The following is a 16,008-nucleotide window of genomic DNA, read 5'->3' as shown; positions in this document are numbered from 1 at the left end:
CGCAGGACCCGCAGGAGTTCATCGCCGCCCTGCAGAAGCGGCTGCGCGACGCCCTCACGGGCTTCGACCGCGCGTTGGAGCTGGGCACCACGGGCGGGGTGGAGATCACCAGGAAGCACGGCGAGCCGTGGATCAAGGTGTCCCCGCCGGCCAAGCAGGAGGAGCCGGAGAACCTGGTCGCCCTGAAAGCCGAGATCCAGCGCCGCTGGGGCACGATCGACCTGATCGACATCCTCAAGGAGGCCGAGTTCGCCACAGGCTTCACCTCCGAGTTCGCCTCGGTGGCCTCCCGGGAGGCGGTCCCACGCAACGGTCGACCGGCAGTACACCGACACTCACGGCGCCTCCATCGTCGGGTTCGCGTTCTCCCACATGCTCGGCTTCAACCTGCTGCCCAGGCTCAAGAACGTCGGGTCGGCCCGGCTGTACCGCCCCGCCGCAGGCGAGGACGAGCAGTGGCCACAGCTGGGCCCGGTGCTGTCGCCCAAGACGATCGACTGGGAGCTGATCCGTCAGCAGTACGACCAGATCGTCAAATACACCACCGCCCTGCGCCTGGGCACGGCGGAGGCCGAGCAGGTCCTGCGTAGGTTCACCCGCGGAGGTCCCAAGCACCCCACCTACCGGGCCATCGAGGAGTTGGGGCGGGCCGTGCACACGGCCTTCATCTGCGACTACCTCGCCGACGCCGACCTGCGCCGCGAGATCGGCGAAGGCCTGCAGGTCGTCGAGAACTGGAACAGCGCGAACCACGACCTGTTCTACGGCAAGGACGGCGAACTGACCGGCAAGGACAAGGAGAGCCAGGAGATCTCGATGCTCGCTCTCCACCTCCTCCAATCGGCCCTGGTTCACGTCAACACGCTCCTGGTCCAACAGGTCTTGGCCGAGCCGAAGTGGGCGGACAAGCTCACCGAGGCAGACCGGCGCGGCCTCTCCCCACTTTTCTGGACCCATGTGAACCCGTACGGCAGGTTCGAGCTGGACATGAACCGCCACCTGCACCTCGGCCCGCTCCTCCCGCAGCAGCGCACCCCGCAGGATCACACCGAGCGAACCGAAGATGCGACGGCACCTTGATCCTTTCGTTCTCTGCCTGTTCAATCGGCGCAAGTCTCAGCTGTGTCCAGAGGGGCGACTATGCCGTTCAACATCGAAGCCGATGCCAGAGTTGCCGGACGGGACGAGTGGCCCTATGCGCCGGCCGTCGGGGTCGGACCACTCCGGTTCGGCATGACCGTCGACGAAGTGGTCGAGGCGGCTGAGGTGCTCGGCCAGTCGAGCGTCAGCGAGTGTCCAGCGGGCCCCGCGATCTTCTCGCCGACGTGGAAGATCGAGGTCCACCGTCGCGCCGTGGCTCCTTCTGCGCCTGCCGTCACGGCTTATGCGAGCCAAGCAGCGGGGTTGTTCTGCGTGGCTGCCGACGCCGTGCACGGCCCCCAGGTCGCGCACGACGGACTCACGCTGGTCGGAAGAGACCTGTCGGAGCTGGAGCGCGACGCGATCGCGCATGCCGAGGCAGTGGACGGGCACTTCCGCTACACGCCCGAGGGCTACGCAGGACCGGATGATCCCGGGGTCGTGATGCGCGGGCAACGAGTCGGGCATGTCCTTCGATCGCGTCCGTTGTTCATGGTGACGCGCGACGGCGCGTATACCGAATGGGACTCGCTGCCGCACGAGGAGTACCGCAACGGCCAGTTCCACTCCTGACGCGATGTGACTCATGACGGAGCAGCGCGGTCGCGATACCAGGCTGACGCGGGCCGACGGTGCCGCTCGCGCTCACGTCATGGCGCCGGATGTCATAAAGCTCGTCCGGTCCGCGTCAGCGGCCGGTCTGCTCGTGGGCGACGGCCGGGCCGAGCCCAGCGGGGAGGTTGCCGACGACGAGGGACACCGCGGCGTCCGCGGTGTGTGCGAACCCGAGAACCTCGGCACTACGAGGGCGGCGAACGCAGAACCGCCCATCATGCAGCGGGTCTACCGACGGCACCTGGATTGACCAGGGGTGGCTCGTGAAGCTGCTGAAGTTCAGGTTGTAATGGCTGGTGAAAGGGTAGAGCTGCCGCAGCCGCGGTTCCGCTCCGGCCGCCTCAATCAGGGGCACGATGCCCGGGTAGGCAGTGCCCGGCTTCAAGATCTCGTGCCGCATGTGATGCCACTGCCAGACGAGCAGCAACTGCTGCCAGCGCGCCTCCACTGTCGCCGCAGATCCAAGCTTGCGGGCCGCTGCGAGATCGGGAAGTAGCGGCCTCGGCGGGATGCTGGGCGTCTGGCTGGGGCCGTCGGGACTGATCGTCACGGTGTGCTGCCCCCTTCTGTCAGGCGTGGATTGGGAAGGATCCCTGGAACGCCAGGCGACCGTCGGCGTCATCGCCGATGCGGGAGAGGACTTCATCGAGTGCGATGAACTCCTCCCATACCTCCCGGCCGGTCTCTTCGGCCAGCCGGGCAACGACGAGGTCCTCCAGGTCGGAGACGCGCTTGTTCTTCCAGATCTTGTCGGCGAGGCTCACGAGGAGGTCCTCCAAGACGACACCAGGCTCTGTCCACGACGCGTGGGTCGCGGCGAAGCGGGCGAGCTCCGGGCTGACGCCGCGGCCAAGCAGAAGAGCCTGTCCAGCCTCCTCGTGCGCCGCACCGGGCCCAGAGAGCTCGGAGATGTGCACGGTCTTCCCGATGTCATGTGTCGCGGCACCGAAGAGCACCGCCTCGCGGTCGAAGGGGACGGCCGGGTAGCGCCTCCCCATCCAGTCGACCAGCTGGTGTGCGACATCGTGGACGGCCCGCAGGTGGGCTGCCAGCCGCGGCGGACTTCCCAGCTCGATCAGGAGCTCTGCGACGCGATCGGGTAACGGGCACAGCGGTGGGTTGACGGTGCGGCTCAGGGCCCTCGACAAGGCGGTGTCGGTCGTCACCGCGTCAGGGTACTGACCGCGGCGCTCTTTTGTGTCCGTTAGGGGAACCCCCAACGAACAATCGTGATCTTGCCCAGCCGGAAGGATCGACCTGCGCTGACGGCGTCTCATTTAGGGTGTCCTGTAAACTGTACGGTGAGCGGGGGCTTACCGTACGCTCCGGGCATGAGCGAACGCGTCGGCTACGCGAGATGCAGCCTGGACAAGCAGGACCTCATCGCCCAGCGCGATATCCTGCTCAGCCTGGACGTCCCGGAGGACCGGATCCACCTGGACCACGGACTGACCGGAACCAACCGCGACCGGCCCGGCCTAGCCCAAGCCCTGGCGGCGGTGCGCGCCGGCGACACCCTAGTCGTCCCCAAGCTCGACCGCCTCGCACGCTCGGTACCCGACGCCCGCGACATCGGTGACTCGCTCACCGCCCGCGGCGTCAAGCTCTCGCTCGGCGGCACCCTCTACGACCCCGCCGACCCGATGGGCAAGATGTTCTTCAACATCCTGGCCACCTTCGCCGAGTTCGAGGTCGACCTGCTGCGCATGCGCACCCGCGAAGGCATGGCGGTCGCGCGGGCCAAGGGCAAGCTCAAGGGCAAGCAGCCCAAACTGAGTGCCCGCCAGCAGAGCCACCTGGTCCAGCAGCACCAGTCCGGCGAGCACACCATCGCCGACCTCGCCGAGCTTTTCTCCGTCAGCCGCGCCACCGTCTACCGCGTCCTTGAACGCCACCAGAACACGCCCACGCCTTCGACACCCGGCGGGCAGTGACGTGCTGCCCTACGTCTACCGGGTCACCAAGTACGACCCCGCCGACCGTGATCAGAACGGCCACTACTTCGGCACCGAGCCCGCGATCAGTGACCACGGGCCGGTCGAAGCCGCCTATCTGCAGGCCGTCGCCGCCTTCGCCGAGGACACCGACATAGACCGGCTGGCCATCCGCGAACCGCAACTCAGCGGCATCGCCCACTTCGGCCTGGAGCCACCGGTCGACGGCCACGGCCTGGCCGACCTCTTCCCGGCCGGTCCCACCGGGTTCCACGACGGCGCACTGGTATCGATCGCCACCGGCCTGGAACTGGTGCGGGCCATGCTCCGCGACAACGGCGCATGGTGCCGCCTGGAGACGGAAGGAGAATTCACGGTGCACGTCGGCTGGGACCAGTACCTCTACATAGGCAGCAGCCGACCCTGCGACGCGGCACTGACCCGCACCCGTGCCCTCGGCCTGTTCCCGGAACGCCTGGACGCCTCGCCGTACGACTTCGCGCCCGACGACCCACTGCACGTGCAGCGCCCGGCCGACGCCGACTTCTGGGCCCGTCTGCGCTGGGTGGTAGGCGCCCATGACGCCACGTTCCTGGAGGAGACCTACGCCGCGAACGCCACCCGCTGGCACCGCCTCACCCACGACAACGTCGAGGCGGTGTGTGCCCAGCTGACCCCCCGCGCCCAGCTGGCGGTCTGGCCGGACCTGCTCACCGACATCGACACGGCCACGGCCTCTCTGCCGGATGAGGGTTTGGTGGAAGTCATCTGGGAGGACGCCGGCGGACAGATCACCAGCACGGTCGCGGACGAGACCCAGTTCGAGGCAGTGTCCTCCCGGATCAGCGGTGCGCGTGCCGCCGGCGTCGTGTCCCTGGAGATCGACGACCGGCGCCCGCTGTTCACCGCCGTGCTGCCGGACAGTGACGGTGTCCTCCGTGCACGCTGGCAGACCGAGCCAACGCCCAGCGACCGGGGCTGGGCGGTTTTGAAGACCCTGCGGCGCGGCCAGGTCGTCACCGGCACGGTGACCTCCATCGCGAGCTTCGGCGTCACCTTCGTGGACATCGGCGGCTTCACCGCAATGATCAACATTCCGGAGCTGTCCTGGCGTCCGTTCAACCACCCGTCCGACATTGTCAGCGTCGGTCAGGAGATCACGGCCGAGGTCCTCGACGTCGACATGGTCTGGGAACGGGTGCCGCTCTCGCTCCGAGCGGTGCAGGAGGACCCGTGGCCGCAGGCGGGTCAGCGGATCGGCGAAACGGTCACCGGGCCGGTCACCAAGGTCATGTCGTTCGGCGTCTTCGTGCGCATCGAAGACCGACAGGACGGGTTCCAGGGGCTCGTGCACACCAGTGATCTGGACGACTCACCCGGCGTCGTCGTCGAGGTCGGCGACATCCTCACGGTGAAGATCATCGAAGTCGATCTGCCCCGGCGCCGCATCGCCCTGTCGCAGAGGCAGGCCGACCGGTGACGACATGGATGCGCTGCTACTGGGACGAAGAAGACACCTGGTTCTACTTCGAGGTCGATGCCGAAGGCTGGGTTACCCGGCAGGTCGAACTGCAAGGTTCCGAGCTGGCCCCCATCGCGGCTGCCTCGCTGGACGAATCGCAGCACGCCCAGCAGACAGGTGCTCTGGCCGCGTACGAGAGGAAGTTCGGGGTGACCTCACAGCTCCCGGTGCCGCAGTGGGAGGGCCACGAGCCTGAATATCTGACCTTGCAAGAATTCGAGGAAGTCTGGGACGCCGCCCGACGGGAGATCAAAGCCCGCTGACGCCGAGCTCGTGACGCTAGCCTGTCGGGCTTATGGAACAGCTGCCCGAGAGTGTCGACCGCGACATCGTGAACCACCGGATCATCTTCGCCATCAAGGCGATCCGTGAAGCACGCGCCTGCACCCTCCACGAGGCACTGGACATCTTCGCCGAACGCTACGAAGAACTCCGCCAGGATCGCCCTGACGACTTCACGGTGTCACGCGAGGACTACGGCCGGGGCTTCTACTCCTAACCCCGCAGAGCACCACAAAGCTGACCAGGGCAACGCGGAACGCCGCGACAACCAGTCGTCAGTTCGGCTACAGAGAGCTACTTGTCACTTCGCGGCAGCTTCGGGAGTACAGGGCCGAGCCCGGGGAGGATCAGAGGTGGGTCCAGGTGTTGCGGTCCCGGGCCATTGCGTGGAGGGCCTCCACGTCCGCCGGTTTCAGGACTCCGCCGAGGCGGGTGAAGTTCTCCAGTTCGGCGGCCGTGAGGACGCGGACCTCGCGCGGGACCGTGGTGAACGTGACCTCCGCGGGGGCGACCAGGACCAGGATGGAGCGGACCTCCGCGGTGAGGGCGTGGGAGGCGCGGGCGGCGTCGGTGCGCAGGCGGCGCAGGAGGGGGTCGGGGTCGCGGCGGCCCAGGGTGATGTGGGGGTCGGAAACGCGGACGCGGGCCTTCCGGGCGTAGAGGGAGTGGATCGTGAACAGGCCGCCCGGGCCGATCGCCAGATGGTGGAGCCGGTCACCGCCGGGCAGGGGGATCGAGTGCAGGGTGTGCCAGCCGGCGCCGTCCAGGCGGTCCAGGGCCTCGCCGACCGTCTGCTCGGCGGTCAGGGCGTGGCGGCGCGGGTCGGGCCGGAGACGGTGGGCGGGGGCCGGGTCACGGTCCAGGGAGACCAGGAGGGCCTCGCCGGGACGGTTGGGGGCGAGGTCGTCGTCCGGGTGGAGGGCGAGGCGGGCCAGTTCGGCGGGGGTGGGCACCGGGGGCGGACCCACGGTGACCGAGCCGGTCAGGAAGGGGCCGAGCGCCTCCAGGACGTCCTCCCGCCGGTCGTCGGCGAGCAGATTGACCCGGGCCGCCTCACGGTCGTACCAGGCGATGTTCCTGCCGTCGGTGAGACAGACGTAGAGCCGCTCCCGGCCATGCCGCCAGGTCGGTACGACGCGTAGTCCGGTCATGCGCCATCACCCCATGACCATGGGAACAGGCAGGATGCCGCGAGGGCAAGAAGGCGGTTACCTTGGGGAGGAGTTGGGCAGGTCATAGGGCTCAGGGCCTGTGTCCTGTCCCCGGCCGGATCAGCGCACGTCGCCTGGTGCGTGCGATCGCAAGGCGCCGGAGCGTCCTCGTGGCGGAGCCACGCGGGCGTTTCGGCAACGCGGCGAGCGTGCGTGCCAGACGGCGGGCGCCCGGCCGGGGACAGGACACAGGCCCTCAGGGAGCGCGCGTGGGGAGGCGCCGTTGCGGACCCGCAGGAAGCAACCCGACGTACCGGCTCCGGACCGTCCGTGGGACGAGATCGTGCCGGGGCTGTGGATGGGCTGCCACGAGTACCGGGGGCCCTCCGGGCAGCCGGCGCTCGCCGTGGTGCGGGGCGAGTTCGATCTCGTCCAGACGCTGACCCGGGCCCGCTCGGGCCACGGTCCCGACCCGGGGGTGGTGCACCATGTGTGGCCGATCCCGGACGGGCCGCTGGACGGCACCCAGCTGGCGGGCGTGATCCGGCTGGCCCAGGCCGCCGGCGAGGCCCTGGAGCAGGGACACCGCGTGCTGGTGCGGTGTTACAGCGGCTACAACCGTTCGGGGCTGGTCGTCGCCCACACGCTGATGCGACAGGGCCACCCGGCCGACGAGGCGATCCGGCTGATACGGTCGCGGCGCTCGCCCTGGGCCCTGCACAACGAGTTGTTCGTGGAGTACCTGCGGGCCGGACTGCCGACGGCCAGGCTGCTGGAGGAGCTGGCTGAATGACCATGCACAATCGTTTCCTCTCCACCCTCCGGTTCACCCTCCCGTCCACCCTCCGGCCCTGATCCCCGGTACGCAAAAAGGACTTCTCTACAAATAAGGTGTACGGGGCCGCACATCGCCATGCACCTCAGGAGTCCCGTGCCGCCCAGCCGCCCCGCCCGTCCCCTCCGCATAGCCCGCGCCGTCGCCGCAGCCGCCCTGCTGGCCTCGGCGACCGTGGCCTGCGGCGACGCGGGCGGACTCCAGGGCGCGGGCCCCACCGCGACCGCCATCAGCCCCGACCGGCTCTGGCCCGAGCTCACCCCCGCCTCCAGCCCCGCCTTCGACATCGGCGAGGTGGAGACCGAGGCGGTGAAGGGCATCACCGTGCCCGGCGGGGACATCCACCAGGTGGACCCGGTCGCCGTCGTCCGCGCCGAGATCGCCGCGCACCCGGGCGACTACGGCCCGGGGGCGTACCAGGAGACCGCCCGGCGGATGAGCGACTGCGGGAAGAGCGGCGCGGCCGGACGCGCCTGCCCCGTCCTCAAGGCGTACTACCGCGATCTGACCGGCGACGGGCGCGACGACATGACGCTCGGTCTGCGCCAGCTGCCCGGCAACCTCACCGCCGTCCGGGTGTACACCGTCCGCGACCACCGGCTCGTCCAGGTGATGGCCTACGAGGACGCGGTCAGCGGCGTCGAACTGGCCGGCCGCGCGGTGATCGTCCGGGCCCCCTCGGAGGTCGCCGGGTACGAGTACCGCCTCCAGTGGACCTGGGACCCGCAGCAGCACGCCATGCTGCTCACCCACGACGAGATGCTGCGCACCGGAACGTCCAGGAGATCCCCCACTCCCCACCCCTCCGCCTCCCCTTCCGCTTCCCCTTCCGCTTCCCCTTCCGCCTCGGCGAGCGGCCGATGAGGCTCGCGCTCCCCCGGTGGGCCGGCACGCTCGCGCTGAAGGCCGCCGTGTTCATCACGGTGATGTGCTGCGCGCTCGCCGCCCTGCTCGGTGTCCTCGTGCATGTCTCGGTGACCAACCAGACCGTCGGCCAGGCCCGTGACCTCGCGCTGTCCCGGCTGGCGGACGCGACGACCGCGTTCGAGGCCGGGGACAGCCTCGGCTGGGGCGCGGGAGTCGACCCGCCAGGACTGCCCGCCTCGCTGCGGACCCTGGCACTGGCCGGGGAGCGCGGCACGATGGTCGCCGACACCGCCGGGCGCCCCACGATGTGGGCGGCCGGTCCGGCCGACGGCGGACGGGCCCTCGCCGTACGGGTCGACTACGCGCAGAGCGCCCGCACCATCGAGGCGCTCGACTCGGCGATCCTGTGGTCCGCGGGGCTGGCCATCGGCGCGACGCTCCTCGTGGGCGCGTTCGCGGTGACCCGGGTGACCCGCCGGCTGCACACCACGGCGCGGGTGGCCCGGCGGATCAGCGCCGGCGATCTGGACGCGCGGGTGGACGATCCCCGGGCCAGGCAGCGGGGCCGGCCGCAGGACGAGGTGGGCGCGGTCGCCGCCGCGCTCGACACCATGGCGGCCACCCTCCAGAGCAAGCTGCTGAGCGAACAGCGCTTCACCGCCGACGTGGCCCACGAGCTGCGCACCCCGCTGACCGGGCTGCACGCCGCGGCCGAGCTGCTGCCGCCGGGCCGGCCGACGGAGCTGGTGCGCGACCGGGTCGCCGCGCTGCGCACGCTCACCGAGGACCTGCTGGAGATCTCCCGGCTCGACACCGGGCGGGAGCGGCTGGAGCTGGACACCGAGGAGCTGGGCGCGCTGGCCCGGCGGGTCGTACGGACGTCCGGAGCCGACACGGAGATCAGGGTCGTACGGGACGCACGCGTCGAGACCGACCGGCGGCGCCTCGAACGGGTGCTCGGCAATCTGGTGGCCAACGCGCACCGGCACGGGCGGGGGCCCGTCGTCCTCACCGTGGACGGGCCGGTGGTCGCGGTACGGGATCACGGGGACGGCTATCCGGAGTACCTCGTCGCGCACGGGCCGCAGCGGTTCCGTACGGAGGGCGGGGCGACGGGGCACGGGCTCGGGCTGACCATCGCGGTCGGCCAGGCGGAGGTGCTGGGGGCCGTGCTCGCCTTCGTCAACGCGCCGGAGGGCGGGGCGGTGGCCACGCTGACGCTGCCTCAGGCACCGAACCTCCCCGATGGCGCAGCGTGACGGGCGACACGCGCGAGCCGCTCCTAATCTGGCGTCAAGTCAGCTTCTGAGCCGGTTTCACCCTCTTGATGGAGGTACCGCCATGTCCCTGCGCCGCTCCGCCCTCACCCGCCTCGCCCTGGCGACCGCCGTCGGCGCACTGGTCACCGCGGCCGTCGCCACCCCCGCCACCGCCGACGACGACTGGAACGACGGCGGCGACCCCGGCACCAGCACCTGGGACGAGGGAGGCCAGGGAGGCGGGGACGGCGGGGGCGGCGGGGGCTGGAACACCGGCGGCAACAGCAACGGCAACGGCAACACCAATGGCACAGGCAGCGGCAACAGCAACAGCAACAGCAACAACTGGCAGAACCAGAACGGCGGCCAGGGCGGAGGCGACGGCGGAGACGGCGGCGGATGGAACCAGGGCGGCGGAGACGGTGGAGGCGGCGGCCAGTGGAACCAGGGCGGCGGTCAGGGCGGTGACGGCCAGTGGAACCAGGGCGGCCACAACGACACCCAGCGCCTCTTCCGCGGCCGCGTCACCGCGAACACCCTGCTGCTGCGCAGCAAGCCCACCCGGGCCAGCGAGGTGATCCGGTCCGTCCACCGCGGCGAGATCGTGTCGATCTTCTGCAAGACGCCCGGCCAGAACGTCGACGGCAACCCCCTCTGGTACCTCCTCACCGACGGCACCTGGGCCTGGGGCTCGGCCCGCTACATCGAGAACATCGGCGAGGCGCCCCGCTGGTGCTGACACACCGCACTGACACACCCTCACACCCAGGAATCACAAGGAGCATCATTTGGGTAGGTTCCGGACATGACGAGTGCCGGAACCGGAACCGGAGCCACGACCGCGTTCGCCGCGGCCGGCGCCCCCTCCCCCGCCCTACGCCTCCCCCGGCGCCGCGGCATCGAGCTCGCCCTCATCGTCGTGGCCGTCCTGCTCTCCGTGTACGGCTACTGCGCGGTCGGCGTCGCCCGGCACGGCTCACTCCCGCCCGGCGCCGCGGGCTACGGCGCCGGGCTCGGCGCGCTCGCGCTGGTCGCCCATCTCGCCGTGCGGTGGCGCGCCCCCTACGCCGACCCGCTCCCCCTCCCGATCGGCGTGCTGCTCAACGGCATCGGGCTGGTGCTGATCTACCGCCTGGACCTGGAGACACCGGGCGACCGGGCGGCGCCCACCCAGCTGGTGTGGTCGACCCTCGGCATCACCCTGTTCATCCTGGTCGTGGCGGCGCTGCGCGACCACCGGGTGCTCCAGCGGTACGCGTACGTCAGCGTGGTCGCCGCGCTCGCCCTGCTGACCCTGCCGATCCTCTTCCCGGCGGTGAACGGCGCCCGGATCTGGATCCGGATCGCCGGGTTCTCCATCCAGCCGGGCGAGTTCGCGAAGGTGCTGCTCGCGGTGTTCTTCGCCGCGTACCTGGCGGCGAACCGCACGGCGCTGACGTACGCGGGCCGGAAGATCTGGTGCGTGCAGCTGCCGACCGGCCGGGTGCTCGGGCCGGTCGTCGCGATCTGGCTGCTGAGCGTGGGGGTGCTGGTCCTGGAGCGGGACCTGGGCACCTCGCTGCTCTTCTTCGGGCTCTTCGTGGTCATGCTGTACGTCGCCACCGGCCGCACCGGCTGGATCGCGGTCGGTCTGCTGCTCGCCTCGCTCGGCGCGGTGGCCGTCGGCCGGCTCGAACCGCATGTGCACGGCAGGATCGAGGACTGGCTGTACCCGTTCGCGTCGATCGACGCGGGCCTGGGGCCCAACCAGCTCGCCCAGTCCCTGTTCGCCTTCTCGGCCGGCGGGGTGCTCGGCACCGGGCTGGGGCTCGGCCACTCCGTCCTCATCGGGTTCGCGGCGAAGTCGGACTTCATCCTGGCGACGGCGGGCGAGGAACTGGGCCTCGCCGGTCTGTCGGCGCTCTTCCTGCTCTACGGCCTGCTGGTGGAGCGCGGCTACCGGGCCGGCCTCGCCCTGCGCGACCCGTTCGGCCGGCTCCTCGCCGTCGGGCTCGCCTCGATCGTGGCGCTCCAGGTGTTCGTCATCGCGGGCGGGGTGACCGGTCTGATCCCGCTGACCGGCATGGCCATGCCCTTCCTGGCCCAGGGCGGCTCCTCGGTCGTCACCAACTGGGCGATCGTGGCGCTGCTGATCCGGGTGAGCGACTCGGCACGACGGCAGTACGACGGAAGCACCGCCCCCTGACCAGAGAGGTATCGGAGTGACCCGGCACATCCGGCACGCCGCCGTGTTCTGCGCCCTGCTCCTGCTGGCGCTGCTGGTCAACGCCCTGCGCGTGCAGGTCGTCCGGTCCGCCGCCTACGACGGCAACCCGGCCAACCGGCGTGCGTCCATCGCCCGGTACGGCCAGCCGCGCGGCGACATCCTGGTCGGCGGCGCCCCGGTCACCGGCTCCCGGGACACCGGGGAGCAGTTGCGCTACGAACGGACGTACCGCGACGGGCCGCTGTACGCGCCGGTGACGGGCTTCGCCTCGCAGGAGTACGGGACGACGTTCCTGGAGGACGCCGAGGACGATCTCCTCTCCGGCCTCGATCCGATGCTCTCGCCGCTCCCGCTGTGGAACGACGTGACGCGGGGCCGCCCGCCCGGCGGAATGGTCGTCACCACCCTCGATCCGCGTGCCCAGCGGGCGGCCTTCGCGGCGCTGGACGGGCGCAAGGGCGCGGTCGCGGCGGTGGAGCCGGCGACGGGCCGGGTGCTGGCGCTGGTGTCCAGCCCCTCGTACGACCCCGCGCTGCTGTCGGGGAACGACCCGGGCGCCGAGGCCGCCTGGGCACGGCTGAACGGAGACCCCGACCGGCCGATGCTGAACCGGGCGGTGCGGCAGACGTATCCGCCGGGATCCACCTTCAAGGTGGTGACCGCGGCGGCGGCGCTGGACGCGGGGGTGGTGACGGATCCGGACGCGCCGACCGACTCGCCCGTGCCGTACCGGCTGCCGGGGACGACGACCCTGCTGACGAACTCGGGCGACGGCTGCGCGAACGCCCCCGTGCGGGAGGCGTTCGAGTGGTCGTGCAACACCGTGTTCGCGAAGCTCGGCGTGCAGGTGGGGCTGGCGCGGATGTCGCGCACGGCGCAGGCGTTCGGCTTCAACGACCCGGACGTACGGATCCCGTTCGCGGTGGCCACCAGCACCTTCGACACCTCGCTGGACCGGGCGCAGCTCGCGCTGTCGTCGATCGGGCAGTACAACACCCGGGCCACTCCGCTCCAGATGGCGATGGTGTCGGCGGCGGTGGCGAACGGGGGTCAGGTGCGCGAGCCGTACCTGGTGGAGCGGACCACGCGGCGGGGCGGGGCCACGGTGGGCACGGCCGGTTCGCGGTCGGCGCGGCAGGCGATGTACCCCTCCACCGCCGTACGGCTGCGGGAGCTGATGGAGGACGTGGTGCGCGAGGGCACGGGAGCGAGGGCGGCGATCCGCGGCGCCCGGGTCGGCGCCAAGACCGGCACCGCGCAGCACGGCATCGGCAACGCCGGGACGCCGTACGCCTGGTGCATCTCCTGGGCGCAGGGGCGGCGGGACATCGAGCCGAGTGTCGCGGTGGCGGTGGTGGTGGAGGACGGTTCGGCGAACCGCGGGGAGATCACCGGGGGCGGGGTGGCGGCGCCGGTCGCGCGGGCGGTGATGGAGGCGGTGCTCGCTCCGTGAGACGGGGGGTTTCGGAGGCGACAGGTCCGTCCTACGGTTCGCGCATGACTGACGCCACGAGGACCAGGACCACGGAACCCGCCGCCCACGAACTCGCCCAGGTCAATATCGCCCGCCTCAAGTTCCCGCTGGACTCACCGGAGTTGAAGGACTTCGTCGATGCGCTCGACCCGGTCAACGCGGACGCGGACGCCGCGGACGGGTTCGTCTGGCGCCTCCAGTCGGAGGAGGGCGACGCCACCGACATCGAGGTCTTCGGCGACGCGTGGCTGATCATCAACATGTCGGTGTGGCGGGACACGAACGCGCTGACCGCGTACATGTACCAGGGGCAGCACCGGGAGATGCTGGCGCGCCGGCGGGAGTGGTTCGAGCGGGTGCGGGAGGCGATGGCGACCCTGTGGTGGGTGCCGGCGGGCCACCGGCCCACCGTCGCGGAGGCGGAGGCCCGGCTGCTGCATCTGCGGACGCACGGCCCGACGCCGTACGCCTTCACCCTGCGCACCTCGTTCCCGCCCCAGGGCGCGGAGCCGATGAGCTTCGAGGTGCCCGAGGGCCTCGGCTGCTCGGTCTAGCGGCGCACGTCTGCACGGTGCCACCTGTGCGCAGGGGATTGACGTCCTTGCTGACAAGCAGTCTCATAAGAGCCATGACGACCCTCACGGACGACGAGGCGACGGCCGGACTGCGTGACGCGCTCGGTCTGCTCAAGGACCGCGAACAGGTGGCCGAGCGGCTCCTCGCCTCCTCCGCCAAGCACTCCTTCGACCCCGACCGGGAGCTGGACTGGGACGCGCCCTTCGAGGAGGGCAAGTGGTTCTGGCCCCCGGAGCTGGTGTCGCTGTACGACACCCCGCTGTGGAAGCGGATGGGCGAGGAGCAGCGGATCCTGCTGTCGCAGCACGAGGCGGCGGCGCTGGCCTCCCTGGGGATCTGGTTCGAGATCATCCTGATGCAGCTGCTCGTCCGGCACATCTACGACAAGGCGGCGACGAGCGCGCATGTGCGGTACGCGCTCACCGAGATCGAGGACGAGTGCCGGCACTCGAAGATGTTCGCCCGGCTGATCGCCCGGGGCGGCACCCCCTGGTACCCGGTGAGCCGGGTCCACCAGAACATGGGCCGCCTGTTCAAGACCGTCTCCACCACCCCCGGCTCCTTCACCGCCACCCTCCTCGGCGAGGAGGTCCTCGACTGGATGCAGCGCCTGACCTTCCCGGACGAGCGCGTCCAGCCCCTGGTCCGGGGCGTCACCCGCATCCACGTGGTGGAGGAGGCCCGGCACGTCCGGTACGCCCGCGAGGAACTCCGCCGCCAGATGGTGACCGCCCCCAGGTGGTCCCAGGAGTTCACCCGGGTGACGTCCGGCGAGTTCGCCCGCATCTTCTCGGTCGCCTTCGTGAACCCGGACGTCTACGCGAACGTCGGCCTGGACAAGCGCGAGGCACTGGCCCAGGTGAAGGCGAGCGCCCACCGCCGCGAGGTCATGCAGACGGGCTCGAAACGCCTGACGGACTTCCTGGACGACATAGGGGTGCTCAGGGGTGTGGGCCGCCGCCTGTGGAGGTCGTCCGGCCTCCTGACCTAGGCAAGCGGCGCAACCCAAGGGGCGCGGGGAACTGCGCGACCAGCCCCCACCCACCCGCACCCGGGCGACGACCCCGAAGAACTACCCTGCACCACATGACCCCCGCCCCCGCCTACCGCCGCCTGAGCGTCGAAGAGCGCCGCAGCCAGCTCCTCGACGCGGCGCTCACCCTCTTCGCCCACCGCCTCCCCGAGGACGTCTCGCTGGACGACGTGGCGGAGGCAGCCGGGGTGTCCCGACCACTGGTCTACCGCTACTTCCCGGGCGGAAAGCAGCAGCTCTACGAGGCCGCGCTCCGCTCCGCCGCCGAAGAGCTCCGGCACTGCTTCGACGAGCCCCGCAGCGGCCCCCTCCTCCCCCGCCTGGCCCGCGCCCTGGACCGCTACCTCGGCTTCGTCGCCCGCCACGACGCCGGCTTCAGCGCCCTGCTCCAGGGCGGCAGCGTGGTGGAGACCTCCCGTACGACGGCCATCGTGGACGGCGTGCGACGGTCCGCGGCCGAGCACATCTACAGCCATCTCGGGGTCGCCGATCCGGGCCCCCGGCTGCGGATGACCGTGCGGATGTGGATCACCGCGGTCGAGGCGGCCTCGCTGATCTGGCTGGACGAGGGCAAGGAGCCGCCCGCGGAGGAGCTGCGGGACTGGCTGATGGAGCAGTTGGTGGCGATCCTCACGGTGACCGCGGCCCGGGATCCGCAGACCGCCGAGCTGGTCCGGGACGCGCTGAGCACCGCGGGCTGACCGACACTGGTGCGGTGAAGAGCGAAGACACCCCCTTCGAGGGCGGCCCGATGGACGGCCGGGTGCTGCCGGTCCTGCTGGGCATGACCGGGCACCCGCCGAAGACGTACCGCATCCCGGTCCCCGACGCGGCGGGCGGCCCGCCGACGGTCCTGGTGTACCGGCGGGTGCCGCGCGGCCACAGCAGGCGGCTGGGGCTCCAGCAGGGGTGGAAGTACGAGTACGCGGCCGAGGGCGACACGGGCTCCGGCCGCCTGAGGTGGCCGTGGTCGAAGCCGGAACCCACCACGCCGGAGAAGCACCGGGACGACACCGAAGAGTGACGTGACTGGGCCGAACCGAGCAGTCGACCGCGCACTTTCTTCCTACATGTCCCATTATCACCCTGCGGGTTCGAGGGGCCACCCGGGCCG

The 16,008-nt window shown here is 70.9% G+C and carries 19 protein-coding genes; 16 read left to right on the top strand and 3 right to left on the bottom strand.

The features are described from left to right. Positions 1-348: 348 nt before the first annotated feature. Positions 349-1,080: a Tn3 family transposase gene (locus ABZ490_RS32345; RefSeq protein WP_358998130.1), complete on the top strand. Its 732-nt coding sequence runs from the start codon at positions 349-351 to the stop codon at positions 1,078-1,080. 60 nt (positions 1,081-1,140) lie between these two features. Then, the gene (locus ABZ490_RS32340) at positions 1,141-1,713 is read left to right on the top strand and encodes a hypothetical protein (RefSeq protein ID WP_358997946.1); all 573 of its coding nucleotides are present in this window, start codon (positions 1,141-1,143) and stop codon (positions 1,711-1,713) included. Positions 1,714-1,828: 115 nt separating this feature from the next. Here ABZ490_RS32340 and ABZ490_RS32335 read toward each other — a convergent pair whose 3' ends face one another. Both ABZ490_RS32335 and ABZ490_RS32330 read right to left on the bottom strand, forming a co-directional pair. Continuing rightward, a complete protein-coding gene (locus ABZ490_RS32335) occupies positions 1,829-2,305 on the bottom strand; it encodes a DUF6193 family natural product biosynthesis protein (RefSeq protein WP_358997943.1) in 477 nt (158 codons plus the stop codon). A 19-nt stretch (positions 2,306-2,324) separates the two neighbouring features. Beyond that, positions 2,325-2,921: an HD domain-containing protein gene (locus ABZ490_RS32330; protein WP_358997940.1), complete on the bottom strand. Its 597-nt coding sequence runs from the start codon at positions 2,919-2,921 to the stop codon at positions 2,325-2,327. A gap of 165 nt (positions 2,922-3,086) precedes the next feature. Here ABZ490_RS32330 and ABZ490_RS32325 point away from each other — a divergent pair, with 165 nt between their 5' ends. The 4 genes from ABZ490_RS32325 to ABZ490_RS32310 are packed head-to-tail and all read left to right on the top strand — an operon-like array spanning position 3,087 to position 5,710. Further along, positions 3,087-3,689 carry a recombinase family protein gene (locus ABZ490_RS32325; RefSeq protein ID WP_358997937.1) on the top strand — a complete coding sequence of 201 codons (603 nt, stop codon included), beginning with the start codon at positions 3,087-3,089 and terminating at the stop codon, positions 3,687-3,689. A 1-nt stretch (position 3,690) separates the two neighbouring features. Next, entirely contained in the window at positions 3,691-5,169 is a 1,479-nt protein-coding gene (locus tag ABZ490_RS32320; RefSeq protein ID WP_358997934.1) for a S1 RNA-binding domain-containing protein, read from the top strand. Further along, a complete protein-coding gene (locus ABZ490_RS32315; RefSeq protein WP_358997931.1) occupies positions 5,166-5,474 on the top strand; it encodes a hypothetical protein in 309 nt (102 codons plus the stop codon). The genes ABZ490_RS32320 and ABZ490_RS32315 overlap by 4 nt, the downstream gene beginning before the upstream one ends. A 32-nt stretch (positions 5,475-5,506) precedes the next feature. Beyond that, positions 5,507-5,710, top strand: a complete 204-nt coding sequence (locus ABZ490_RS32310; protein ID WP_358997928.1) for a hypothetical protein — start codon at positions 5,507-5,509, stop codon at positions 5,708-5,710. Positions 5,711-5,840: 130 nt separating this feature from the next. Here ABZ490_RS32310 and ABZ490_RS32305 read toward each other — a convergent pair whose 3' ends face one another. Continuing rightward, entirely contained in the window at positions 5,841-6,644 is an 804-nt protein-coding gene (locus ABZ490_RS32305; RefSeq protein WP_358997924.1) for a nuclease-related domain-containing protein, read from the bottom strand. A 283-nt stretch (positions 6,645-6,927) separates the two neighbouring features. Between ABZ490_RS32305 and ABZ490_RS32300 the strand changes: the two genes are divergently transcribed. The 10 genes from ABZ490_RS32300 to ABZ490_RS32255 all read left to right on the top strand — a co-directional run bounded on the left by ABZ490_RS32300 (position 6,928) and on the right by ABZ490_RS32255 (position 15,918). After that, positions 6,928-7,437 carry a dual specificity protein phosphatase family protein gene (locus ABZ490_RS32300; RefSeq protein WP_358997921.1) on the top strand — a complete coding sequence of 170 codons (510 nt, stop codon included), beginning with the start codon at positions 6,928-6,930 and terminating at the stop codon, positions 7,435-7,437. 138 nt (positions 7,438-7,575) lie between these two features. Beyond that, positions 7,576-8,343, top strand: a complete 768-nt coding sequence (locus ABZ490_RS32295) for a hypothetical protein (protein WP_358997918.1) — start codon at positions 7,576-7,578, stop codon at positions 8,341-8,343. Beyond that, on the top strand, positions 8,340-9,605 hold the full coding sequence (locus ABZ490_RS32290) for a HAMP domain-containing sensor histidine kinase (RefSeq protein WP_358997915.1): 1,266 nt from the start codon (positions 8,340-8,342) through the stop codon (positions 9,603-9,605). Before ABZ490_RS32295 ends, ABZ490_RS32290 begins: the two co-directional genes overlap by 4 nt. 82 nt (positions 9,606-9,687) lie before the next feature. Then, entirely contained in the window at positions 9,688-10,344 is a 657-nt protein-coding gene (locus ABZ490_RS32285) for an SH3 domain-containing protein (protein ID WP_358997912.1), read from the top strand. Between the two features lie 66 nt (positions 10,345-10,410). Beyond that, complete coding sequence (locus ABZ490_RS32280) at positions 10,411-11,790, top strand: FtsW/RodA/SpoVE family cell cycle protein (protein WP_358997909.1); 1,380 nt, start codon at positions 10,411-10,413, stop codon at positions 11,788-11,790. 16 nt (positions 11,791-11,806) lie between these two features. After that, the gene (locus ABZ490_RS32275) at positions 11,807-13,264 is read left to right on the top strand and encodes a penicillin-binding protein 2 (protein WP_358997906.1); all 1,458 of its coding nucleotides are present in this window, start codon (positions 11,807-11,809) and stop codon (positions 13,262-13,264) included. A 44-nt stretch (positions 13,265-13,308) separates the two neighbouring features. Beyond that, complete coding sequence (locus ABZ490_RS32270; protein ID WP_358997903.1) at positions 13,309-13,839, top strand: DUF3291 domain-containing protein; 531 nt, start codon at positions 13,309-13,311, stop codon at positions 13,837-13,839. A 74-nt stretch (positions 13,840-13,913) separates the two neighbouring features. After that, entirely contained in the window at positions 13,914-14,852 is a 939-nt protein-coding gene (locus tag ABZ490_RS32265; protein WP_358997900.1) for a diiron oxygenase, read from the top strand. A 95-nt stretch (positions 14,853-14,947) separates the two neighbouring features. After that, the gene (locus tag ABZ490_RS32260; RefSeq protein WP_358997897.1) at positions 14,948-15,595 is read left to right on the top strand and encodes a helix-turn-helix domain-containing protein; all 648 of its coding nucleotides are present in this window, start codon (positions 14,948-14,950) and stop codon (positions 15,593-15,595) included. A gap of 14 nt (positions 15,596-15,609) precedes the next feature. Beyond that, a complete protein-coding gene (locus ABZ490_RS32255; protein ID WP_358997894.1) occupies positions 15,610-15,918 on the top strand; it encodes a hypothetical protein in 309 nt (102 codons plus the stop codon). The last annotated feature ends 90 nt before the right edge of the window (positions 15,919-16,008 follow it).

Origin of the sequence: Streptomyces sp. NPDC005811 (assembly GCF_040630405.1) — a bacterium.
GTDB lineage: Bacteria > Actinomycetota > Actinomycetes > Streptomycetales > Streptomycetaceae > Streptomyces.
This window is presented reverse-complemented; position numbering and strand designations above follow the sequence as displayed.